The organism is Paenibacillus liaoningensis (assembly GCF_059609455.1).
In genome coordinates, this window is sequence record NZ_JCAALU010000015.1 from 222076 (window position 1) to 246274 (window position 24199).

The following is a 24199-nucleotide window of genomic DNA, read 5'->3' on the forward strand; positions in this document are numbered from 1 at the left end:
AAAGTGGGAAAGGAGCGGAGATGGAGTATGTTAAAAGCGGTAAGCGTTCGGCTTTATACGTCCTTGCTGGTGCTGGTCGGCACGATGGTGCTCGTCTTTTGTATCGTCAATGTGCTGCCCGGCGACCCTGCGCTCCTTATTCTTGATCCGTCTTCGGCCACACCGGAGATGATTGCTAACCTGCGGGAGCAGCTTGGGCTAAACCAGCCGTTCTTTGAGCGGCTTGGCGAATATTTTCTGCATGTGCTGCAGGGCGATTTTGGAAAATCAATCGTTAATTCGGAGCCGGTACTGCCGAAGATCGTCGAGCACTTTCCCGCCACGCTCGCTTTGACGGCGTTAAGCTCGCTTCTTGCGGTCATCATCGGCGTCACGCTAGGCGTGCTGTCGGCCATTCATCGCAATCGCTGGATTGACATCGTCGCGCGAATGGTTGGTTTGTTCGGCATTTCGATGCCGACATTTTGGTCGGGCATTTTGCTTATTCTGATTTTTTCGGTGCAGCTGGGCTGGTTTCCGGCTATGGGCTCGGATGGCTTCAGCACGCTGGTGCTGCCCGCCATTACGCTGGGCTTCGTTGGCTCAGGCTTTATCGTGCGGATGGTTCGCAATAGCATGCTTGAGGTCATTAATGAGCCGTTTATCGTCACGCTGCGGGCGAAGGGGCTGCCAGGGCGGTTCATCATGTATAAGCATGCGCTGCGAAATGCGCTAATTCCGGCATTGACGATGGTTGGCGTTATTATTGGCGATTTGATGGCCGGAACGGTCGTTATTGAAACGGTATTCTCACGCCAAGGCATTGGGCGAATTATTGCTGACGCGATTATGGCAAAGGATTTGCCAGTCGTGCAGGGCGTTATTTTTTTCTCGGCGATCGTGTATATTGTTGTGAATTTGCTTGTGGACATTTCCTATACGTTGATCGATCCGCGCGTAAGGCGTACCCAGTAGCGCAGGTAGAAAGGGGCAAAAGATTCATATGAAGCAAGCCGTCATTGGCAAACAGATATGGCAAGGGAGCAGGACAGAAGGTGCTGCGAAATCCCGCAAAAAAATAAGGCTGGCGCCTGCGGATCTGCTGATTTATGCCGCAGCCGTTATCGTGTTGTTTATTATCAGCTGTGCTTTATTTCCGAGCTTGATTGCTCCTTATTCGCCTACGTTGATGGATACGGAGCAAATTATGCAGCCGCCAAGCCTTCAGCATGTGTTCGGGACGGATTATTTTGGCCGTGACGTATTCAGCGTTGTCGTGCATGGCAGCCGGGATTCCTTGTTGATCGGTTTCGTATCGGTGCTTGTCGGTTGTGTGACGGGCGGAGCGATTGGAGCGATAGCGGGATACATTGGCGGCGTAGTCGATGCTGTATTTATGCGGCTGATCGACGTGCTGATGACGATTCCGGGCGTGCTGCTGGCGCTTGCGATTGCAGCGGCGCTGGGGCCAAGCCTGATGAATGTCGTGCTGGCTGTTGCGGCGGCATCGATACCCGGTTACGCGCGTGTGATGCGCGGGCAAATCATGAGCATTAAAGGCCGACCCTTCATTACCGCCTCCCGCTCAATTGGAACGTCCAGCCTATCGATCTTTGTAAGGCATGTGCTGCCGAATTCTTTATCGCCGATGTTTGTCATGGCGGCAATCGGCATTGGCACGGCGATTTTGACCGGAGCAGGCCTTAACTTTCTAGGACTTGGCACGATAAAAGAAATTCCAGACTGGGGAGCGCTGCTCTCTCAGGGCCGCGGCTATTTGACCGTAGCCTGGTGGATTTGCACCTTCCCAGGCCTTGCCATCACGCTGTTTGTTCTCTCCATCAACATATTGGGTGACAAGGTTCGCGATCAATTAGATCCTAAGCAAAGCAGAGCATAAGACAGTATAAGACAGCATAGACGCCGGGCTTGATAGAAGGAAGGCGGAAGGAGGCAGCGTAAATGAGCCAATTGCTCACGATGGAGCATCTGACGGTTGATTTTAAGACGAAACGGGGCTTGCTTAGAGCCATTACAGACGTTTCACTTCATATTGCGCCTGGAGAAACGGTATGTCTCGTTGGCGAATCCGGCAGCGGCAAAACGATTACGTCCAAAGCCATTATGCGCCTGATCGACTATGAGAACGGCGTTATTGCCGGAGGCAGCATGCGGCTGGGAGATGCGGATCTCGTCGCGATGCCGGAGAAGGAGCTGCGCGCGCTGCGGGGCAAGCGGATGGCGATGGTTTTTCAAGAGCCGATGGCGGCGTTTGATCCGATTTTTACAATTGGGAGCCAAATTACGGAAGTTATCGAGCGCCATCAGCGTGGCAAAAAGCGCGAGGCGTGGGAACGGGCTGTCCATTTGCTGCGCCGGGTCGGCATTCCTGAGCCGGAGGCGCGGATGAAGCAGTATCCGGGCGAGCTGTCGGGAGGCATGCTGCAGCGGGCTATGATCGCAATGGCGCTCGCTTGCGGGCCAGAGCTGCTGATTGCGGATGAGCCAACGACGGCTCTGGATGTGACGATTCAGGCGCAAATTCTACATTTGCTGCAAGAGCTTAAAGAAGAATTTAATATGGGGATTTTGCTAGTCACGCATGATATGGGCATTGCCGCCGAGATGGCGGATCGCATTATCGTCATGTATGCCGGGCAGGTTGTCGAGCAAGCGACCGCAGCCGAGCTGTTCGGGCAGCCGCATCATCCGTATACGAGAGGGCTGCTGCAATCGATTACGACGATGGACAGCGACCGCAGCGTCAAGCTTCATTCCATCGAGGGTTCTATCCCGAGCTTGTCGGAGCTGCCATCCGGCTGCCGTTTTCACCCGCGCTGCTCCTATAGGGCGGATAGATGCCGCAGCGAAAGCCCGCCGCTGCTTGCGATAGGCGAACGGCTGAGCGCATGCTGGCATGCCGAGCAGCTCGTTCAATCCGAGGAGTGGACGGCTAGTGCTGAGCTAACAAATGCAACAAGCGCTGAGTCACCGATTGTGGCTCTCCAAGAAGCTGGCCGGCAAGGCGAAAATCTGTTCGAGGTAAGCGGGCTAAGCAAATTTTATCCGATCCAGAGAGGCTTGCTGCATCGTTCAGGCCCGCAGGTCAGAGCGGTGGACAATGTTTCGTTTTCCATTAGAAAAGGGGAAACCTTTGGCCTCGTCGGGGAGTCTGGCAGCGGCAAATCGACGCTTGGGCGGGTCATTTTGCAATTAGAGCAGGCGACGGCTGGCAGCGTTAAGTTTCAGGGCAGGGAGCTGACCGGGCAAAGCAGCTCGGAGCTGCGGCAGGCGCGGCGCGATATGCAAATTGTTTTTCAGGATCCGTATGGCTCGGTTAATCCGCGCTGGCGTATCGGCGACATTATCGGCGAGCCGCTGCGCGTCCATGACCATGCTGGCAGCAAGGAAAGAAAAGCGCGCGTAGAGGAGCTCATGGAGCTTGTCGGGCTGAAGGCAGACTGGTACAGCCGCTATCCGCATGAATTTTCCGGCGGGCAGCGCCAGCGTATTGGCATTGCCCGTGCCATCGCGCTTAATCCAAGCTTTATTCTTGCGGATGAAGCGGTATCGGCGCTGGATGTGTCGGTGCAGGCACAGATCGTCAACCTCATGCAGCATTTGCAGCAAAAAATGAATCTGACCTATTTGTTTATCGCCCATGGGCTGAATATCGTCAGACATATTTCCGACCGGATCGGCGTCATGTATTTGGGCAAGCTGGTCGAAATTGCGCCCAGCGAGGAACTGTTCCTCCGCCCAGCGCATCCGTATACGCAAGGATTAATTGCTTCCATCCCTCAGCCCGGCCCCGGGCGAACGCGAACATTTCGCGCGATTGAAGGAGAAATCCCCTCTCCGGCCAATCCGCCTTCCGGCTGCCGCTTTCATACGCGCTGCCCTATGGCAACGGAGCGCTGCAGGGAGGCGGAGCCCGAACTGCAGCTCATTGGCAGCGAGCATTATGCCGCTTGCCACTATGTATTAGGTTAATATATATAAAGGAGGCTGTAACGATGTCCGCAGCAAAAAAGGTAATTGTATGGAGCAAAACAGGCTGCCAGTATTGTGGCACAGTGAAACAATTTTTGGAGCAAAACAACCAGCCCTATGAAAATATCGATATTGAAGGCAAAGATTATTTGCGCGACGTCCTTGAAGCCAAATATGGCATCCGCCACGTTCCTGTAGTGGAAATCGGCAGCGACGGCGTCTACACCGCCGTTACGGACTGGGATTTGGAAAAAATCAAAGCGCTAATCTCACCTGCTCCCGTAGCAGGCTAAGGGGTTCGAAATCGTGAGAAGCCCACTGCTCGTCAACTCAGATGTACCTTGCTACACCTGAGTTGACGGTCTAGGGGCAGAGACGGGAAGAAGCACTTATAGCTCTAGGGTGTATATGCAAACCGGAGCATGCCATTGCTGCCAAGAGCATACAGCTATTGGTGTTCCCTTTTTTTGGAGGACTGAGTTTCCGCTATTCTGGATTTTGAATTGATTTTTGGCCGTAAGCGGACAGGAAAACCGCTATCGTCCTCATAAACCCGTCAAAATGGTTAAAAGCATCTCATTAGCGGCTCCTGAGTCCGCAGCCTGTGCCTTAACCCTTGATTTTGTTGAAATAGCGGCTGCTGTGTCCGCCAAGTCTAGCTATACGCGGGAGTTAACCACTGAAACAAAAACATGAGACTTCCTTCCGGTACATATTTTCGGTCATATGATTCTATTCATGAGGCGGATATTCCCAGCAGGAGAGGGAATGCATTTGACGCTAAATTCGATCTGGATCTGGCTTGCTTATGTTTGCATATACACCCTAAAAACTCTAAATTAGTAGCTTAGTAGGGCTTATGGTGAAAAGTATTTAGATTCCAAAAGCGTAACCTTTTGAAGGTTTAAGAGGGAAAGACTGTCCGTCAGTAGGTTTGTGTTACTGACGGATGGTTTTTTCCTTTTTCTTTATTGTAGTTCAACGGAGAGAGAGGGAAGGTGCAGGGTAGCGGCGGAGAGAAAGGTTGGAGCTGGAGGAGCGGAGCGTCCGCCTTTGTTTTCTGATTTCTTCCTCATGGAGGAAAAAATCGAGAAATCGGAAAACAACAGCGGCCGGAAGCCGAATCTTTCTCGCAGCAGCGACCATCGCACCTGACCGCCGAAAAGGTTCAACTTACAATTTTCTTCCCCCTGATTTTTCCATGATATAAAAATCATTTTTAAGGGTATAAATACCAGCCTTAAATAGAGTAAAATAGTTTAGATAACGAAGCTGGCGCAGGCAAATGTCGATTCACACAAATGTTTGCGCTTACAGAAACAGGAACTTTATGATGGAAAGGGTGGAATTTATAATGGTTATTCGGACATTTGGCAGTCTGCTGACAGCAGCGGCATTAACGGCTTCGCTAGTAGGAAGCGCAGCGGCGGCCCCAGCTCCAGCGGCAGACAAAAACAGCAGCAAAACAGCGGGGCAGCAGCCCGCCTATGATTGGGGAAGGGCGAAGGTCGTGGGTGGCGGCTTTGTTCCCGGCATTGTGTATAATCCTTCCGAGAAGGATTTGATTTATGCGCGGACGGACATTGGCGGCGCTTATCGCTTCGATTCCGCGACGCAAAGCTGGATTCAGCTCTTGGATTTTGTAGGCTTCGAGGAATGGAGCATGCTGGGCGTGGAAAGCATCGCGACGGACCCTGTGGAGACGAATCGGGTTTATGCGGCGGTAGGCACGTACACGAATGATTGGACAGATACGCCGGGCATGATTTTGCGCTCGACGGACAAAGGAAACAGCTGGCAGCGGACAGTGCTCCCGTTCAAGCTTGGCGGCAATATGCCGGGGCGCTCGATGGGCGAGCGGCTGGTCATCGATCCGAATGACAATCGAATTTTGTATCTCGGGGCGCGCAGCGGCAATGGTCTGTGGCGCAGTACGGATTACGGCGAAACCTGGAGCAAAGTGGACAGCTTTACAGCGAGCGGCAACGTAAAGGATTATTTTGACGATATCGTTGGCGTGGCTTGGATTACGTTCGATCAAGCGACGGGCTCGAAGGGCAAAAAGTCGCAAACGATTTATGTCGGCGTGGCTGACAATGAGCAAAGCATATACCGCAGCACGGACGGCGGGGAAACATGGGAAGCAGTAGCGGGGCAGCCGAAGCAAGGTTTTGTACCGCATCATGGGGTGCTGGACGGCAAAGGCCATCTATACGTTACATACAATGAATTTGTCGGCCCTTATGATGGCGGCAAAGGCGCCGTGTGGAAGCTGGATACGGCAACCGGCGCATGGACCGATATTAGCCCTACCGGAAATACGGACAATCCGTATGGCGGACTGGCTGTAGATGCGCGGCAGCCGAATACGCTAATGGTAGCGACGATGAACAAGTGGTGGCCGGATGATGTCATTTACCGCAGTACAAATGGCGGTGCGACGTGGGAGCCTTTCTGGACGCTCGATTTCTCGAAAAATCCGAACCGGGAAAATCGTTTTACGATTGAATATGCGGATTCCCCTTGGCTGGACTGGGGCGAGAAAAAAGAGCTGCCCGAAATCGCGCCGAAGCTTGGCTGGATGATTGGCGATCTGGAAATTGATCCGTTTAATTCGGACAATATGATGTACGGCACGGGCGCAACGCTGTTCGGCGCGAGCAACTTAACGGATTTTGATAAAGACAAAAAGGTCGATATTACCGTCATGGCAGACGGTATTGAAGAAACAGCTGTGCTTGGCCTCATCAGCCCGCCGTCAGGGGCGCCATTGCTGAGCGCGATGGGCGATATTGGCGGCTTCCGCCATGAAAGCCTGGACCAAGCGCCGGAGATGATCACGAGCCCGTATATCGGTACGAGCACGGATATTGATTTTGCCGAGCTGAAGCCAGATATCGTCGTACGTGTCGGACATGCGGAAGGGACAGCAGCAAGAATGGGCGTTTCCACAGATAACGGCAAAACGTGGACGCCGGCAGCGAACGCCTGGACAGCGGCGGAAGAGGACAAAACAAGCGGCGGCTTTGCTGCTGTAAGCGCAGACGGCAGTGCAATCGTATGGAGCCCGAGCAGCGCGGATGAACAGACAGCGCGGCCAGTCAGCTACTCCACCGATTTAGGAAAAACGTGGACGGCTTCGAAGGGCTTGCCGGAAAAGGCGCGCGTATCGGCGGATCGGGTAAATCCGAAGCTCTTCTACGGCTTCGCCGCGGGTGTGTTCTACGTCAGCAAGGATGGCGGAGCGACGTTCACCGCATCGAAGGCGACAGGCTTGCCGCAAGTAATTACAAGCAACTTCAAGGCGATGCCAGGCAAAGAAGGCGACATTTGGATCGCTGGAGCCAAAGACAACAAAAAAGTCGAAAGCGCCTATGGCTTATGGCATTCGACCGATGCAGGCAAGACGTTTGCGAAGGTTGCAGGCGTGGAGGAAGCGGCAACGATTGGTTTTGGCAAAGCGGCACCGGGAAAAACAAATATGACGCTTTATTCCTATGCGAAGATCGGCGGCACATATGGCATATTCCGCTCGAAGGATCTCGGCAAAAACTGGGTTCGCATCAATGATGACCAGCATCAATTCGGTTCCGCTAATACGGCGATTACAGGCGATCCAAGGGTCTACGGCCGTGTGTATATGGCGACGAATGGGCTGGGGATTGTCGTTGGCGATTTGAAGGATGGCATTAGCTATGAATTCACCGATTTGAGCGGCGTGTATGCGGAAGCGCAGCAGGCGATTGCTTTTTTATATGGCAAGGGCGTTATAACAGGGAAAAATGATACGGAGTTCCAGCCGGGTGCGCAGGTAACTAGAGCAGAGTTCGTCAAGCTGCTGGTGGGTACGCTCGGACTTGTGCCAGAGGGTACGTCAAGCTTTGCGGATGTAGCTGCAAGCGCATGGTATGCGCCTTATATTGCCGCAGCTGAGAAAGCGGGCATTACAGCGCTTCTGGCGCAAGCAAGCGGCGGAGAAGGCAGCTTATTTGAGCCGAACGAGCCGATTACACGGCAGGATATGGCGGTAATGCTTGCCAGCGGCTGGAAAGCGACAGGCCAGACGCTGCCGGAACTGCCTGCTGGCAGCGTGCCTGTGTTCACCGATAGTCAGACCATTGCTGCTTATGCGAAGGACGCTGTAGCGCTTGTGGCACAAGCGGGATTAATGAAAGGCAAGCCGGACGGCAGCTTCGGCGCGATTGATCCGACCAACCGTGCGGATGCGACGGTCGTCATCTACAGGCTCCATACGCTATTCTCGCAAGCTCAGGCTGCAAAAACAGAGTAATAAACGAAGGGCTGGCCCGCAAGCAGATGTATATGCTTGCGGGCCAGCCCTATTTTTCAACAGCCTTTTATTCGTCTGCTTCGTGCCAATGCTCCTGGCAGAAGGCAAGCACAAGCTGCTCCTCCTCGTCTTCCAGCTCAAAATCCAAAATGCGCTCCGTCTCGCGCTCGATGATTTCGTGCTTGGCAATTTTGGCTTGGTCGCCATCCTTGGCAAATACAGCACGTACATAAAGCCCTTTAGGCGAATAAATATCATCGTCCTCGGCTGCTTCAATATCGATAATAAACTCGTAGCGTTTACCGGTTAAAATGCCGAAAGGGTCTTTAATATATTGCACGCTATAGCTGGAAATTTCTATCATCGTATCATCCTTTGATGTGGTTTTCCCTCCATTATAGCAGAGTTGCTTCGCGAAGGCAGGCTTTCCTATGTATAAGCTGGATTTATTAGCTCGATTTATGTGCTTTGTCGGTATTGTCGCCTTTAGGCGGCAGGACGGAGATAGCGATTACAAGTTGTGCCAAATAACGGCGGAGCTTCATCACATGGACCCCCTCGCATAATCATATACAAGCTTGTAGTTATTATTAATCGCGTTGTCGAAATTTGAAACAGAAGTATTCCAATTTATTGGAATAACAGTTTGTCATTTGGGTATTCGCGGTTGCTGCTTGGCTCGGTTGTTGCTTCCTCTGCCACAAATAGCCTAATATAAACGTAATCACACATGCTGGATTGAGGATGTGGGCAGGAGCGGAGAGACAGGGAGGGACAGCAATGAATGAGTCCATATTAATTGTAGAGGATGAGCAAAAAATCGCCCGGGTGCTGGAGATTGAGCTGGAAGCGGAAGGTTATCGCGTCTCCAAGGCGAATGACGGCTTGCAGGCGCTTGAGCTGTACCGAACAGGCGAATGGGATTTAGTATTGCTTGACGTTATGCTTCCAGGCATTAGCGGCATCGAAATTTTACGGCGAATCCGGGCGACCGATGCTGCTACGCCTGTTATTTTGCTGACGGCGAAAAGCTCCGTAGAGGACAAGGTGTCTGGGCTTGATCTGGGCGCTAACGATTATATGACGAAGCCTTTTCAAATTGAGGAGCTGCTGGCGAGAATTCGGGCGGCACTTAGACAGCGCTTGATTCCCGCAGAGGCAGGCGGCGCACAATTAGTGGACGGGACATGGCTGCTGGCTGGCGATTTAAAGCTGAATGAGACGACGCGCGAGGTTATTCGTTCGGGCAAAAGCATCGAGCTGACGCCGCGCGAATTTGATTTGCTCAGCTACCTGCTGAAGCATCAGCGCCAAGTGCTGGGGCGCGAGCAAATAGTTGAGGCAGTCTGGGGCTACGATTACTACGGCGACACGAACGTCGTTGATGTGTACATTCGCTATGTGCGCAAAAAGGTCGATACAGGCTTTGCCAGCGAGCTCATCCATACGGTGCGCGGAGTCGGCTACGTGCTCAAGGAAGCGCAATGAAGCTGCGCAGCCGGATTCATCTTTATTCCTCTGCCTTATTCGCGGTTTTGCTCGTAGCTATGAACTTGTCCGTTTATGCGCTATTCAGCAAATTGACGATGACAAGCCAAATGGAGCGGGTGGAGGCAGAAGCGCTGAAAATTTCCGAAGGCATGCTGAAGTCGGCCGGGACGGTGCCGACCGCAGATTTGCTGCGTGCGTATGTGCCCTTGAATGGCATGCTGCGCATGGTGACAGCCGAAGGGGCGGACAAGCTGCTGGTCACTGCGCCAGGCGAGCAGCTGCTTAGCGAGCGGGAAGCTGTTTATGCAGCGGAGAAGCGGATTGAAAACATTGATTTCAAGGGGAATAGCTACGCGCTTGTATCGATTCCCGTCATTTGGACGGATGGCGCGGTCGTCAATATTCAGGTGACGGAAAGTGTGCAGGGCACGGCAGACCAGCTGAAGGTGCTGCAAATTGTTTTGCTGGCGGTAACGGCCATCGCGATGATTCCTGTTGTGGCTTCAGGGCGTCTGCTCGGAAGCATCATCGTGCGTCCCATCGCCCATATGACGCATACGATGCGGGCAATCCAGCGCAGCGGCACGTTTATCAAAATCCAGCCGGAAGGCCAGTCGCAGGATGAGCTTGCGGAAATGGGAGCGACCTTCAATGAGATGATCGCCTTGCTGGAAACGAATTTTGAGAAGCAGGAGCAGTTTGTTTCGAATGCCTCCCATGAGCTAAAAACGCCGCTTACGGTCATTGAAAGCTACGCCAGCTTATTGAAGCGCCGGGGGCTGGATCGTCCCGACCTGTTCGTCGAATCGATCGATGCGATACACTCCGAGGCGGTGCGAATGAAGGAGATGACCGAACAGCTGCTGATGCTGGCCCGCAACAAGGAGCAGTGGAACTTAACGATGGAGAGCGTTGATCTGGCGCAGCTCGCCGGCGAGTCGTCCAAAGCCTTCCAGAAGGCGTATGGACGGGATATTCAGGTGCGACTTGCAAGCGCAAGCAGCAGGGGCAGCGAAAGCAGTGGCGGCAAGCTGGAACGGGCAGACTTAGAGGCAGTGGAGTATCTGCCATCTTCGGAGATCGGGGTGGAAGGCGGGATGCCGGGCATTTACGGGTATGCCGATGCGAATAAGCTGCGCCAATTGCTGTTCATCCTGCTGGATAATGCGCGCAAATACAGCAGCGCTGCGATTACGCTGGAAATTGGCGCGAGCGGCGATTACAGCGTGATCCGGGTCATTGACCGGGGCATCGGCATTCCGCAAGCGGTGCTGTCTAAAGTATTCGACCGCTTTTACCGGGTCGATGAGGCAAGAAGCCGCCAGGACGTTGGCGGTGCCGGTCTTGGCCTCGCGTTGGCGAAGGAAATCGCCGCAGCTATTGGCGCAAGCCTAACGCTTGCAAGCGAGGAGGGCGTCGGAACGACGGCGACGATTAAAGTGAAAAGAACGGAAGCTGGAAAATAACAGCTACCCGATGCTAGAAGCAGCCCGAAGCAGTCCGGAGGGGCTGCTTTCTTTTTTTATATAGGAAAGGAAATGATTTTCTCATCCTCTCTCTATATTTCTCGGACTGAAACGCGCCGCGCCGCCAGAGGACGGCGAAAGCCGTTTCACCTTGAAATATAGGAAAGGAAATGATTTTCTCATCCTCTCTCTATATTTCTCGGACTGAAACGCGCTGCGCCGCCAGAGGACGGCGAAAGCCGTTTCACCTTGTCTAAACGGGTAAAGAAAGGAATGGATAAAAAAAAGATTGATATACGTATATGTATGCGATATATTACATACAAGAAAGGAAGATGCGCATGCCTATTCCGAGCCATTTTACAACACCGATTAAAATTTCAGCGAAAGAACGAGCGCTTTCCCAAATTCAGCGATGGATTATTGATGGTACCTTGCTTCCCGGCGAGAAGATTGGCGATGCAGAGCTGGCGGAAGCTTTAGGGGTCAGCAGGACGCCTGTCCGCGAAGCATTGCAAATTCTTGAAGTGCAGAAGCTCGTGGAGGTGCATCCGGGCAACTATACGAAGGTCAAAAGCTTGGAGAAATCCGATATTTTGAAAATGTATTCGACGCTGGCCTCCTTGCACGCTTTAGCGGCAGAGACGGCTGCCAGTGTCATTGTGCCCGAACAAATTGAGCAGCTGAAGCAGCTGAATGCCGAATTCTCAGCGGCGATTGAACAGGGGCTGCCCTTTCAGGCGATGGAGCTGGACGAGCAGTTTCATAATGTGATCGTGGAAGCAGCAGATAATGAATACCTGGCCTCTTACAGCGCTTCGCTTCAGGTACATATTCGCCGCTTTAAATATGTGTTTCTAAAACAGCCTGTTCAGGCGACGCATGTATCAGTCGAAGAACATCAGGCAATTATTGAAGCTATGGAGGCTGGCGACCCTGAACGGGCGGAAGCCATGATGAAGCAAAATTTATTGCGCCCTATGCGCGAGCTTTATGCCATTATTTAACCAACGATGAGGGGATGGATGGACATGTCCGAGAAGGAAGATTTGCGTGGACGCAGCAAGGATATAAGCGAAGGGGTAAACCGGATGCCGAACCGGGCCATGCTGCGGGCGGTAGGGTTTCAGGATGAGGATTTCAAAAAACCGATGGTTGGCGTCGCCAGCACATGGAGCGAAGTAACGCCTTGCAACATTCATATCGACCAGCTGGCGCGGGAAGCGAAGGCGGGGGTCAAGCAGCACGGCGGGGCTCCGCTTATTTTTAATACCATTACGGTGTCGGATGGCATTTCAATGGGACATGAGGGGATGCTGTTCTCGCTGCCGAGCCGGGAAACGATTGCCGATTCCATTGAACTGGTCGTTAATGCTGAGCGGTTTGACGGGCTGGTGGCGATTGGCGGCTGTGATAAAAATACTCCGGCCTGCCTGATGGCCATTGGGCGGATGAACCTTCCGTCTGTTTATGTATATGGCGGCACGATTCAGCCAGGCAAGCTGCACGGCAAGGATGTTGATATCGTTACTGCCTTTGAAGCAGTAGGGAAATATCAGGAAGGGCAGCTGACGGATGAGGAGCTGCATGAGGTAGAGTGCAGCGTATGTCCAGGCGCTGGCGCCTGCGGCGGAATGTATACGGCGAATACGATGGCTTCGGCGGCAGAAGCGATGGGCATGGCGCTCCCCGGCTCCTCCTCCACGCCAGCCATTGCCCCGAATAAATCGGTGGAATGTACGGAAGCGGGCAAAGCGGTTATTGAGCTGCTGAGAAAAAATATTCGGCCCCGCGACATTATGACGCTGAAAGCTTTCGAAAATGCGATCACCGTCGTGATGGCGCTCGGCGGTTCAACCAATGCGCTGCTCCATCTGCTGGCGATCGCGCATTCGGCTGGCGTGAAGCTGACGCTGGATGATTTTGAACGGGTGCGCAGCCGCGTTCCCCATCTGGCCGATTTGAAGCCAAGCGGCAAATATGTCATGCAGGATTTGAACAATATCGGCGGTGTGCCGGGCGTGATGAAGCTGCTGCTTGAAAAAGGGCTGCTGCACGGAGACTGCATGACCGTCACGGGCAAAACGCTTGCAGAGAATTTGGCGGAAGCCGATCCGCTGGACAGCGGACAGGATGTGATTCGTTCCTTCGAGCAGCCATTAAAGCCGACAGGACCTTTGGTTGTTTTGAAAGGCAATTTGGCGCCTGAAGGGGCAGTGGCTAAAATGTCGGGCCTTAAAAAGATGCGTTTTAGCGGCCCCGCCCGAGTATACGACAGCGAGCAGGAGGCTGCCGATGCGATTGCGCGTGATGACATCAAAAAAGGCGATGTGCTCGTCATTCGTTATGTCGGGCCGAAGGGCGGACCCGGCATGCCGGAAATGCTCTCCATTACGGCGATGATTAGCGGAAAAGGGCTCGGCGGCGAAGTTGCGCTTATGACCGATGGCCGCTTCTCGGGCGGCTCGCACGGCTTTGTTGTCGGACACGTCACGCCTGAGGCCCAGGTTGGCGGGCCAATCGGCTTGCTGCAAGAGGGCGATATCATTACGATCGACAGCGAGACGCAGGAAATGAACATGGAAATTTCGTCGCAGGAATTTGAGTCGAGACTTGCGAAGTGGGTGCAGCCGCCGCTCAAAGTAAGAACAGGCGTGCTCGGCAAATATGCCCGGCTCGTATCCTCCGCTTCAAAAGGCGCGGTAACCGATCTGGATTTGTAAACAGCATGGACTAGGTTGTAGTTCTCACCAAATTCTAATCCACAGGTTATATAATAGGTTGTAATACAGCATGCCTTTCGAGCTATGAGCTTGAAAGGCATGTTTCTGATCTAAATGGGGTGTAACGATGGGACAACAGCGAAAGAAACTGATGCTTGGTATAACGATAGCTTGTATGGTCATTGTCTGTATAGCGGGAGGATTATGGTGGCAATCCGTTGCTGACGCGCGGCCTTCTATTTCGGAGGAGCAAGCAAGCGAGCAGGTTCTTCAGCAATATACGGGGAAAATCGTTAGCGCTAAGCTGGGCGACAACGTCTATGAAGTTAAGCTGCAGGCTGAGAAGGGTATGTACGATGTCGCTGTCGATGCGAAAGGCGGAGGCATCGTTTCGATAAAGCTAATAGATGGCGGGCTGCCTGCTGCTGGGGAAACACCTCCTATTTCCTCATCAAATCAGCCAACTGATCCCTCAGCTTCAGAGCAAGCGGCAGAGCCGACGCTGGGCCAGAGCCCAGTGGCAACGCCTGGCACGGAGCCAAGCATACGTCCAGCGCCAAATCCCAGCCCAGAGCCAAGTTTAAGTCCGGGACCCAATTCGAGTTCAGGGCAAAACACAAGTCCGGCACCAAATTCAAGCCCCAAACCAAGCCCGAAGCTTAGTGAGGGTAACGGTAACGGAGGAAAAACGCCAGCGGCGTCACCTGCCAAGCAGGGCATATCTCCAGATGAAGCGGAAGCGATTGCGCTCAAGCAAATTAAAGGCAAGGTGGAGGACATTGAGCTGAAAAGCTCCGATCGCAGCCGGTATTATTTAGTTGAAATCGACACGCCAGACGACCGTGAGGCAACGGTACAGGTACATGCTGTAACGGGAGCCATTATGTCTATCACATGGGATGAGGACGATGACGATCGAGAAGACGACTAAGTGTAAATGAGCGCCAGCTCAGCTTTTTATCATCAAATTCTAATGTTGCTGTCATGGTCATCTCATTTGCCGCAGGTAAAGTAAAGGTGAGACAAGCGAGAGACATTTGAGAATGGGAGGAACATGATGATGATGAATAAAAAAATCTGGATAGGCGTTGTATCGGTTACTTTGGCGCTCGGCGCAATGGGCGGTGCAGCAACGGCTGCTTCAAATACGAAAACCTTGATCGGCAAAGCCGAAGCCAAAAAAATCGCCTTGAAGCATGTAGACGGCCGTATTGACGGTGTAGACCTGGAGCGGAATCAAACAGGCATCTTTTACGAGGTGGAAGTCGAGCGCGGAGCCTATAAGAATGAAGTCGATGTGCATATCGATGCTTACAGCGGCAAGCTGCTAGGCATTTATGACAGCGATGATGATGACGACGATCGCCGTGCAGATCAAGCGACAACTGGAGCAGGAACAGCGTCGAACGCAGGGACAGTGAATCAGCCAGCAGCGAGCCCATCAACAAGTACGGGAACGGCAGCTTTAAAGACGGCTGAGCAAGCCGGAGCCATTGCGGTTGCTAAAGTTGGAGGAACGGTAGTTAAGGTTGAACGTGATCGTGAAGATGGCAAAATCATTTACGAGGTCGATTTGCGCATCACTGGCGGTAAAGCTGAAGTAGAAGTCGATGCAGCAACGGGAAAAGTGCTGTCCGTGGATAAAGATTACCACGATGATGATGACTACGATGACGATGATCATTATGATGAGGATTAAGCAATCATAGCAAGCGAGCATATTTATTTTGAAAATAAAGCAATTGAATGGCAAAAAAGGGGCATCTGCGGATGCTCCCTTTTTTATAAGCAGGCATAAAGCTGCTTATGCAGCTTTAGCGCTGTTTTCTCGGTGCTTGCCCAGCCTGCGGGGCTGGAGCAGCATTTTTAAACGGATTAAGAAACAGCTTGGGAATGCCCGTATCAAAACGGAGCAGCTTGCCGGTGTGCGGATGCTCGAAAGCAAGCACGCGCGCATGCAGGCCGAGTCTGCCGATTGGCTTGAGCCGCGCTCCATATTTTTTGTCTCCGGTAATCGGATGGCCGATATCCTCCATGTGGACGCGGATCTGATTTTTGCGGCCAGTCTCCAGATGCACTTCCAATAAGGAGAAGCTGTCGTTGGCCTGAATCATCTTATAGTGGGTTACAGCATGCTGTCCATCATTCGGATGGGAGCTGGAATACATTTTCAGCGTGCTGCTTTCCTTGAGCCACGATTGGATCGTGCCTTCGGGCTTGCGTACTTTGCCTTCGACAAGCGCTACATAGGAGCGTTCCTTGACGGCTTCCTGCCAATTGTTTTGGAGCGATTGCTGCACCTTCTCGGTTTTGGCAAACATCATGACACCCGAGGTGTCACGGTCCAGGCGATGCACGACGAAAATCCGATTTTTCGGATCAAAGGTTCGAACATGCGCCGTCAGCTGGCGGTAAGCGGTAACCTCCTGCTCGTCCTTCGAGGAAGCGATGGACAGCAGTCCCGCATCCTTCTGTACGACGATAATGGCGTCGTCCTCATGCAAAATGGTGAGACCCATCAGCGGCGGCGCTTCTACCGCTTTTTCTGTATTTATGCTAACCGTCTGCCCGACTTCGAGCGGAAAATTATATTTCGTTTGTACGCGCTTATCGACCGATACTTGCCCACGCGCCAAAACCGATTTTACCGAATTGCGTCCCATGCTGGCCAAGTGGATCAATAAAAAAGCCAGCAGCTCCGACGGCTCATTGACCGTGAATTGCTTGGCCTGCGCGGCTTTACGCGGCTTGCCGCCTTCATTATGTTTCCTAGACATGCTTAAATACCCCCTGCTTGTTCACTGCTGCTATCACTATACCACGGTTGGAAGGGATAATTCTATGTGCGGCGGTTGAAAAATGGCGGATGGGGCTGAGGCGTCTCTTACTTGTGTGTATGCAATAGGGAAAGCACAGAGCCCTATATGGGCGAGGGGGTTGTTATTTTTTTCTATTGTTAGGGGTGCTTTAGTAGTGAGCATAAGTATAATGTCGAATCAAGTAAAATATTTTATTCATTCGACAAATTAATCGTTAATTATACAAAATGAGCTAAGGAAAAATAATAAGCATTAACATATAGTAATGTTTGTACATAATTCGAAGTCAAAGGGTGATAAGGGTTGGCAAGAGAGGGAAAGTTAAAAAGAGAACACATTTTTAGGGATAATAACAGGGCATTTATCGTGAAAATCGGTATGCTTGCTGTTATTATTTTTTGTTTGGCCAGTTCCTCGATTTTTGCGGCAACGTATACGTATGACTCATTAAATCGTTTGACCAAAATTGAGTATTCGAATGGGGATCATGTAGAGTTCACCTATGATGCTAATGGGAATAGGTTAACCGCTGCGGTCACCAAAACAACGGAAGAACCATCGACAGAACCTCCAGTTGAAGTGGGGCCTGATTTATACCAAGATTTTGAAAATGACGGTGTTTATGAGTGGATTGGCCAAGGGGACGGAGTTTTACTTTCCAATTCGCAAGAAGTTGCCTACGGAGGCATGCGAAGTATGAAGGTTTCCAATCGAACCGCTACATGGCAAGGGCCGATCTTGAATGTGAAAAATCAAATTGCTCCGAAACAAAGCTATCGGATTAAAGCATTCATACGTTTACCTCAAGGTACTCCTGCTTCCTTGATGATGATGACGATCCGCCGGACGATGCCAGATGGCAGCAACTCCTACGATAATATTAATACAAAAACAGCAACGTCTGGTGATTGGACTGTCCTTGAAGGCATTTATCAATTGAATGACGCGGCAAGCAGCTTATATCTATATGTGGAGAGTGCTAGCCCTAATGCTTCATTTTTTATAGATAACTTTAGCATTGAAGCCTATACGCCAGAGCCAGCACCGCTGGTACATGATTTCGAAGATGGCACCACGCAAGGCTGGTACCCGCTAGGAGAAGGCGTAATGGTAACGAATACGCAGGAAGCTGCGAGCAGTGGAGGCAACAGCTTAAAAATCAGTAATCGGACAGCCACTTGGCAAGGTCCAGCGTTAGATCTAACTAGCTATATGAAAAAAGGTTTAACATATACGATTTCTGGCAAGCTTCGTTTACCACAAGGAGTAGCAGCTTCTGATATTCTGTTAACCATGAATCGCGGTGATGGTAGCGGCTTGCATTATTATGACAATGTAAGTGCAAGTCATGTAACTGTGGATGGCTGGGTTGCTTTTGAAGGGAAGTATACGTTCACAGGATCAATCGCTAGTTTGAACATCTATATGGAAAGTGCTAATGCCTCTGCAAGCTTCTATTTGGATGAGTTTAAGGTTGAGAAGTATGTCGTTCCACCTCCAGTTGTGAAAACAGATTTTGAAGATGAGACCCTTCAGGGCTGGAATGCGCAAGGAGATGGAGTCGTCTTGACCAATGTAGGAGAGACAGCCAACAGTGGATTGCGCAGCTTGAAAGTGAGCAACCGTACGGCACAGTGGCAGGGACCATTGCTCAATTTAACAGGCAAATTGCTTCCTAATACCAAATATAAAGTTAAAGCGGCGTTCCGCTTGCAGCAAGGTGTTCCTTCGACCGATTTATTGATGACAATTAATCGCCAGTCTCAGAGCGGTGTTAATGATTATGACAATGTGAGCGCTACTGCGGTTACGGATGGCGAATGGGTCTATATGGAAGGGAATTATGAGTATAGCGGTACCGCGGCTTCTCTTTCCTTGTATGTGGAAAGTGTAAATGGAACGGGCGGGTTCTATGTCGATGATTTCATTATTACGAAGTAATAAAAAATTAGGAAGATACATGAGATCTAGATTAACTATTAAATAACAAAACCTATTCTGTTAAGTCATGGGAGAGATCATCGTTGAAATTCCAGCATTTGATGCGCAACCTAGCCATCATACTTATTCTTTCGTTCTTAGTAGGAACCGTAGGCGGCTATGAAAGACAGACCGTAAGCGCGCAAGAGCAAGAAGAGAATATTGATTTTACAATGCAAACCGTAATAGACCGATTTGCTGTAACGGAATCTTTTGTACAGCAACAGTTGGATGCTGGTTTTACGCTTAGCCAAGTATATTCAGCGCTATTTAAGGCGGAGCTTGAAAGTATTTCTTACGAGGAAGCTGTTCAAGCCATGTATCCAGCAGAGGTAAACGTATCCTCTACCGTTACAGGAAGTGTATACGACGATTTAATTGATCCTGTTTTTAGAAATACGACAGTGGTAGATCTCAGCGAATCATCTGTAGCTGGAAGTGTTTACGATCCTGATGCTGCGGTCACAGATAGTGTGTACGAAGAAGATTTTGGTGCTGGGAAAAATAGTGCTTCTGGAAAAGGCAACTTAATGGCGATGCAAGCCTTAGCCGATACCCCTGCACCTGTTATGGAAAAGCCACCTGTTTATTCTAAAACTTCAATGAATGAGGCGCCTTATAGCGTAGGTGGGAATAATGAATCCATTTCCAGTTTGTCGGGCAGCCTTTCCTTGAACCAAGCAGATATGACGCTGCCTGGCAGAAACGGATTGTCGTTTGCTTTAACTCGGCAATATGATTCAAATGATTCTCAGTTCTATGAACCAGAGTTTGGGGCGAATTATTATAATCAAGGTGTATATAAATACTATGTCCAATTTAATGCCACACGCAAACAACTGCTTACCCAATATCATGTGAGATATGTGGAGAAAACATGGGTGCAAGAAGATAATAATGGGGATGGAATACCGGATTTAAATACGGAAGTGATGAGAACAGAAATTAAGACGAAAGGAACCTATGCAGATCAGGCACAGGCCAATCAAGTAAAGACAGCTGGAATTAGTTATACGATACCAGCAGATTCACGTACTGAGACAGCAAAAAAGACGAGCACAACAAATAATTTTGCAAATACGTATATTCTTTATAATCAAAATGGGTATAGTGGGACTCTGTATCCTACTGGAAGTGCTACTGCAATTTCAGGAAGCGAAACGTTTGCTGCTTCTCGAATAGAAAAGGCGGAATGCTATAACAATATTCCGGGTGTATATAATAATAATGGGGTTTGGCAAGCTACTTCATCAGGTGTGGATTGCCCAAATTATAAAATCTATGATAGTGGCGGCTTTAAAGGCACGCTATATAGATTGTCGGGTCCACCAGATATTATTAAAAGCTGCCCAACTAATGGGACAAAAAATTATGTTTGTACAAAACAGTTTCGGGCTAATTATTCGGGTACCGTAACGAAACCTGGTTCTGATACGAGAACTTGGGAGCAGAACTATAGAGGTACAGTAACGAAGCCGAGCTATGTTAGTAATACAAACTTTAGCGGTTGGATGCCTAATGGAAGTAAAAGATGGAGATATGCGTATGCCCCTAAGGGAGACTTATATGTAGATATAGAGTTATATGAGGGTGCTGGTAGGGAGGTTCCACAAACTACTGATTTATTTGAAAGTAGCACAGATGCAACGCAGTTCAGAAATACCGTTAACAGCAGCACGGGAATTCATTATAAAAGTGAAGGTGGATATAATTACTATATCTCCTATTCTCCTCAAGCGACTGTTATGAGTTACCAAGTTGGTTCTTATACAACGGTATCTTATTTCAATGATATTTCAAAGCCATTAAATGAACAGTGGTATCCAATTGGAAAAGGCTGGTCATGGCGATTGCCACATATAGTGACAGCGAACAATAAGCAATATTTTTATCCGGCAGATGGCGGACGTTATGAAGTTGTGGGTAATACGATTAAGGGAATGGATTGGGAAGGTGTTTCGTTTGCAACGGATACGACGGTACAAGTCAACGGCGAAACGTCACAGTATGTCGTAACGACCGTGGATGGCACGATGAAACAGCATTTTACTGTGGATGGAAGGCTAATTCGGATTTCGGATGCCTATGGAAATACACTTCAGTTTTTGTATGCTCAAGATGCTGCTTATGGACGTAGGCTGCTCTCGCAAATCAAGGATGCGATTGGAAACACCATTACAATCTCCTATAGTGCATCCGAAGTTGTAGTGACAAAAGGAAACCAAAGCGTAACTTACCAGAAGCGTAAAGATGCCGCCTCAGGCATAGAATTGCTGGATTCCGTAACCGATGCAGAAGGAAGAAAAACATCCTATTCTTATAGTTTAAGTGAAGCGAAGTTTAATCTAATGGGCGCATATCCAGAGCGGGCACGATCAAATCCGTATGCTTTGTTAACGAGTGTGCAGCATCCGACAGGCGCATTGAGTGAATATGTATATGAGCCGAGTGCAGTGACTCGTTATTTGGGTGAAAGCTCGACCAATCAGGCTTATCGCGTGTCAGAGCGTCGGGACAAGCTGACCTATGAAAATGGAACAACCGAGATTTTTAATAGACAGTCTATGTTCTATACAAATGATTTCAGCGGTCCTTATGGACAGGACATGTCCTTCTCCACACAAATTGATTTTGGATTGACGCAAACGACCTTTAGCTATAAGAAGGATTATATTGATGAAGCTACCGGGGCAATGTATTACCTGGAGCAGCAGGTGGACAAGGGTGGGACTCTCCAGAAGACAACGGCGTATACGTATGGCAAAAATGTTGGTAGTCGAAGTTACCCAGTCCCAGTTCCAACAAAAACCGTTTTAAGTGATAATATGTCTAGTTCTACGTTAATCATGAGCGCTCAGTATGATGATTATGGTAATGTGCTGCAAGCAACGGATGCGGCGGGATTAACTACTACGTACGGCTATGACAGTGTGAAAAAATGGCAAGTCAGCGAGACGACGCCTGTTGATACGGGTACTTTCTTGTACACTTCCTTTGGTCGTAATGCGCAAGGGGATATCATTGAAACCACAATACGTAAAAATAATGCGTCTGGAGAAGTTATCCAGCAGATTAACAACAAAAATATCGATGCATATGGTAATGTGACCTTCCGTACAATTTCTTATGGGAATAAGACACTACAAATGACGGTAGCCTATGACAGTGCCTATCAATTTGCATTTCCTACTAGCCAAGCAGTGGTGGTGACAGATGCTGACAATCAGAAGAGCACCATAGTGACGAAAGCGGAGTATGACTTTAGCACGGGTATGATGACTGCCTCCACAGATGGGAAAAATGCACGTACGGCTTATCAGTATGACAAACTGGGCCGTATTAAGCAAGTTACGCATCCTGATGGTAAATTGCTGAGAGCGGCGTATAATGATGTTCAGAATACTCTGCTTGTTACAGATGAGGGAGGATATCAAACACAGACAAGCTGGAATGGTCTAGGATGGGAAGTAGAATCAGGTATAATCAATCAATCTGGCTATGAAATGAAAGCCAGAAACGATTATGATGCCTACGGGCGTGTGGAATGGTCGGAGGATGCTTTAGGAAACCGGGCTCGCTATGAATATGACAATTGGAAGCGATCAACCAAAACGATTTTACCGAATGGTTCAGAAATTGTAGTAAACTACGATGATCGTTTGCGTAAGCAGATAACAAGTGACCCACTTGGTTATAAGAATATCGAAACCTATGATAAGTTTGGCCGATTGGAAAAAGTAGAAGAACAGGCCCAAGCGACAGGAATCCTTACCCCAATCATTAAAAATACGTATCACCCGGTTAATGGACAAATTGTGCAGCAACTGAATGCAAAGCAGCAAGCTACGACGTTTACGTACACCATGCTAGGACAGCTAGCTTCCGTTACGAATGCGAAAAATGAAATGACGCATTATGAATATGATCAGGCAGGTAATCTGACGAAAACCATTTTTCCTGATGCGAATGTGCAAACGAAGGGTTATGATGAACTTGGACGCGTTATTCGCAGCACGGATGCACAGCAAAATAGTGAAAAAATCTACTATGATGCCAATGGTAATCGAAGCAAATTGATTGATAAAACAGGTCAGGTATTCCAGTATACTTATAGTAACCGTAACTTGTTGTTGTCGAAGCAAGGACCGAGTGAAACCATTTCCTTTACGTATACCGATAACGGTTCACGAAAAACGATGAAGGATAGCATGGGGACAACTCAATATACTTATAAGCCATATACTGCGGAGCTGGCTTCCGTTATCTATCCAGACGGTAAGAAGATTGAATACGGTTATGATATACGAGGTCAAATAGCAAGTGTAACGACACCATTTGGGGATACTGCAGCTTATAGCTACACTAAGAACAGTCAACTAAATAATGTTATGTGGAATGGTTCTGTTCAGGAAAGCTATACCTATGATGCAGGTGGTCAGCTTGCAATGAAGCAGCAGGCGAATGGGCTATTGACTGAATATAGTTATACCGATTTAAACCTAACGAACTTGAAGCAGTTGAAATTGGACGGTGGTATAACATTAAATTATAGTTACCAATATGATGTGAGCAACAATATTACGAGTATTAATGAACAGAATAACGATCAATCAGAGGTTGATAAACTGTTCACGTATGATGTATTGGATCGAATCGAGACAGCTACTCCATTCAATGAGTCTTATTCCTATGACAATCGGGGGAATAGGAATACGTTATCAAGTGATAATGAGGCAGGGCCTACAGATAATCTATCCTATGAGTATGATGAGCGGGATCGCCTAAAGAAAGTCGTTAAAGCCGATGGGAACAATGTAACGTATCGTTATAACGGAGATAACTTGATGGTGGAGCGACAGGCGAATGGCGTAACGACTCGCTATTATTATTACGGTGATCAAATAATTGCGGAAGGTATCGTACAATCCGATGGAACCGTTAGGGAAAAAGTGAGCTATTTGCGTGGAAATAGCCTGGTTATGCAGGAAAATTCGACAGGAACCAAAGGATACTACTCGCAAAATGGTCATGGTGATATCATTTCAATACGGGATACAATAGGTGCTATATTAAATGAATACGAATATGATATTTGGGGAAATTCGGTCAAGGCGACCGAGAGTGTAGCCAATTCTTTCCGTTATTCCGGCGAGTATTGGGATGATACAACAGACTTACAGTATCTTCGTGCTCGTTGGTATGATCCAGGGATGGGAAGGTTTATTAATGAGGATACGTATGAAGGGCAGTTATCCAGCCCATTAAGTCAGAATCTCTATACTTATGTGCATAATAACCCGGTATTCTGTTTTTTACGAGGTACTCATAAAAACAAGGGTATCAGCAGCAAATCGGCTTGAAAGGCCACCTTCGGAATCAAATGAAGGTGGCCTTTCTTAGCTTCAATTTCGGTAACTCTTACAGATCAATGAGTTCTATAGTAAAAAACCCGGTATT

Annotated in this window: 15 protein-coding genes; 13 read left to right on the forward strand and 2 right to left on the reverse strand. The window is 49.4% G+C overall.

What is annotated here, in order from left to right; translation table 11 throughout:
• The first annotated feature begins 27 nt into the window (after positions 1-27).
• The 5 genes from AC6B99_RS23730 to AC6B99_RS23750 all read left to right on the forward strand — a co-directional run bounded on the left by AC6B99_RS23730 (position 28) and on the right by AC6B99_RS23750 (position 8263).
• Positions 28-954: an ABC transporter permease gene (locus AC6B99_RS23730; protein ID WP_496664376.1), complete on the forward strand. Its 927-nt coding sequence runs from the start codon at positions 28-30 to the stop codon at positions 952-954.
• A 28-nt stretch (positions 955-982) separates the two neighbouring features.
• Positions 983-1879: an ABC transporter permease gene (locus tag AC6B99_RS23735; RefSeq protein ID WP_056041427.1), complete on the forward strand. Its 897-nt coding sequence runs from the start codon at positions 983-985 to the stop codon at positions 1877-1879.
• Positions 1880-1941: 62 nt separating this feature from the next.
• On the forward strand, positions 1942-3972 hold the full coding sequence (locus AC6B99_RS23740) for an ABC transporter ATP-binding protein (RefSeq protein ID WP_496664377.1): 2031 nt from the start codon (positions 1942-1944) through the stop codon (positions 3970-3972).
• Between the two features lie 23 nt (positions 3973-3995).
• Complete coding sequence (locus tag AC6B99_RS23745; protein WP_056041432.1) at positions 3996-4265, forward strand: glutaredoxin family protein; 270 nt, start codon at positions 3996-3998, stop codon at positions 4263-4265.
• A gap of 1061 nt (positions 4266-5326) precedes the next feature.
• Positions 5327-8263, forward strand: a complete 2937-nt coding sequence (locus AC6B99_RS23750; RefSeq protein WP_496664378.1) for an S-layer homology domain-containing protein — start codon at positions 5327-5329, stop codon at positions 8261-8263.
• Between the two features lie 67 nt (positions 8264-8330).
• Here the strand turns inward: AC6B99_RS23750 and AC6B99_RS23755 are convergent, their stop codons facing one another.
• Complete coding sequence (locus AC6B99_RS23755; protein WP_099519187.1) at positions 8331-8627, reverse strand: DUF6509 family protein; 297 nt, start codon at positions 8625-8627, stop codon at positions 8331-8333.
• Between the two features lie 416 nt (positions 8628-9043).
• Here AC6B99_RS23755 and AC6B99_RS23760 point away from each other — a divergent pair, with 416 nt between their 5' ends.
• The 6 genes from AC6B99_RS23760 to AC6B99_RS23785 all read left to right on the forward strand — a co-directional run bounded on the left by AC6B99_RS23760 (position 9044) and on the right by AC6B99_RS23785 (position 15642).
• Positions 9044-9751 (forward strand): response regulator, encoded by a 708-nt coding sequence (locus tag AC6B99_RS23760; protein WP_494862998.1) that lies wholly within the window; start codon positions 9044-9046, stop codon positions 9749-9751.
• Positions 9748-11220: a sensor histidine kinase gene (locus AC6B99_RS23765; protein ID WP_496664379.1), complete on the forward strand. Its 1473-nt coding sequence runs from the start codon at positions 9748-9750 to the stop codon at positions 11218-11220. The genes AC6B99_RS23760 and AC6B99_RS23765 overlap by 4 nt, the downstream gene beginning before the upstream one ends.
• A gap of 341 nt (positions 11221-11561) precedes the next feature.
• Positions 11562-12227: a GntR family transcriptional regulator gene (locus AC6B99_RS23770; RefSeq protein WP_496664380.1), complete on the forward strand. Its 666-nt coding sequence runs from the start codon at positions 11562-11564 to the stop codon at positions 12225-12227.
• Between the two features lie 24 nt (positions 12228-12251).
• Positions 12252-13943, forward strand: a complete 1692-nt coding sequence (gene ilvD, locus AC6B99_RS23775) for a dihydroxy-acid dehydratase (protein ID WP_494862992.1) — start codon at positions 12252-12254, stop codon at positions 13941-13943.
• A gap of 127 nt (positions 13944-14070) precedes the next feature.
• A complete protein-coding gene (locus AC6B99_RS23780; RefSeq protein ID WP_496664381.1) occupies positions 14071-14874 on the forward strand; it encodes a PepSY domain-containing protein in 804 nt (267 codons plus the stop codon).
• Positions 14875-15003: 129 nt separating this feature from the next.
• The gene (locus tag AC6B99_RS23785; RefSeq protein WP_494862988.1) at positions 15004-15642 is read left to right on the forward strand and encodes a PepSY domain-containing protein; all 639 of its coding nucleotides are present in this window, start codon (positions 15004-15006) and stop codon (positions 15640-15642) included.
• Between the two features lie 115 nt (positions 15643-15757).
• On the opposite strand, the gene AC6B99_RS23790 is transcribed toward AC6B99_RS23785, so the two are convergent.
• Positions 15758-16720, reverse strand: a complete 963-nt coding sequence (locus AC6B99_RS23790; RefSeq protein WP_099519195.1) for an RluA family pseudouridine synthase — start codon at positions 16718-16720, stop codon at positions 15758-15760.
• 408 nt (positions 16721-17128) lie between these two features.
• Here AC6B99_RS23790 and AC6B99_RS23795 point away from each other — a divergent pair, with 408 nt between their 5' ends.
• Both AC6B99_RS23795 and AC6B99_RS23800 read left to right on the forward strand, forming a co-directional pair.
• The gene (locus AC6B99_RS23795; protein ID WP_496664382.1) at positions 17129-18703 is read left to right on the forward strand and encodes a carbohydrate binding domain-containing protein; all 1575 of its coding nucleotides are present in this window, start codon (positions 17129-17131) and stop codon (positions 18701-18703) included.
• 83 nt (positions 18704-18786) lie between these two features.
• On the forward strand, positions 18787-24102 hold the full coding sequence (locus AC6B99_RS23800; RefSeq protein WP_496664383.1) for an RHS repeat domain-containing protein: 5316 nt from the start codon (positions 18787-18789) through the stop codon (positions 24100-24102).
• Positions 24103-24199: the final 97 nt, after the last annotated feature.

Bases quoted from the DNA above. Each gene is read 5' to 3' on its own strand.
- AC6B99_RS23730 (WP_496664376.1), top strand. From the start codon at position 28: ATGTTAAAAGCGGTAAGCGTTCGGCTTTATACGTCCTTGCTGGTGCTG.
- AC6B99_RS23735 (WP_056041427.1), top strand. From the start codon at position 983: ATGAAGCAAGCCGTCATTGGCAAACAGATATGGCAAGGGAGCAGGACA.
- AC6B99_RS23740 (WP_496664377.1), top strand. From the start codon at position 1,942: ATGAGCCAATTGCTCACGATGGAGCATCTGACGGTTGATTTTAAGACG.
- AC6B99_RS23745 (WP_056041432.1), top strand. From the start codon at position 3,996: ATGTCCGCAGCAAAAAAGGTAATTGTATGGAGCAAAACAGGCTGCCAG.
- AC6B99_RS23750 (WP_496664378.1), top strand. From the start codon at position 5,327: ATGGTTATTCGGACATTTGGCAGTCTGCTGACAGCAGCGGCATTAACG.
- AC6B99_RS23755 (WP_099519187.1), bottom strand. From the start codon at position 8,627: ATGATAGAAATTTCCAGCTATAGCGTGCAATATATTAAAGACCCTTTC.
- AC6B99_RS23760 (WP_494862998.1), top strand. From the start codon at position 9,044: ATGAATGAGTCCATATTAATTGTAGAGGATGAGCAAAAAATCGCCCGG.
- AC6B99_RS23765 (WP_496664379.1), top strand. From the start codon at position 9,748: ATGAAGCTGCGCAGCCGGATTCATCTTTATTCCTCTGCCTTATTCGCG.
- AC6B99_RS23770 (WP_496664380.1), top strand. From the start codon at position 11,562: ATGCCTATTCCGAGCCATTTTACAACACCGATTAAAATTTCAGCGAAA.
- ilvD (WP_494862992.1), top strand. From the start codon at position 12,252: ATGTCCGAGAAGGAAGATTTGCGTGGACGCAGCAAGGATATAAGCGAA.
- AC6B99_RS23780 (WP_496664381.1), top strand. From the start codon at position 14,071: ATGGGACAACAGCGAAAGAAACTGATGCTTGGTATAACGATAGCTTGT.
- AC6B99_RS23785 (WP_494862988.1), top strand. From the start codon at position 15,004: ATGATGAATAAAAAAATCTGGATAGGCGTTGTATCGGTTACTTTGGCG.
- AC6B99_RS23790 (WP_099519195.1), bottom strand. From the start codon at position 16,720: ATGTCTAGGAAACATAATGAAGGCGGCAAGCCGCGTAAAGCCGCGCAG.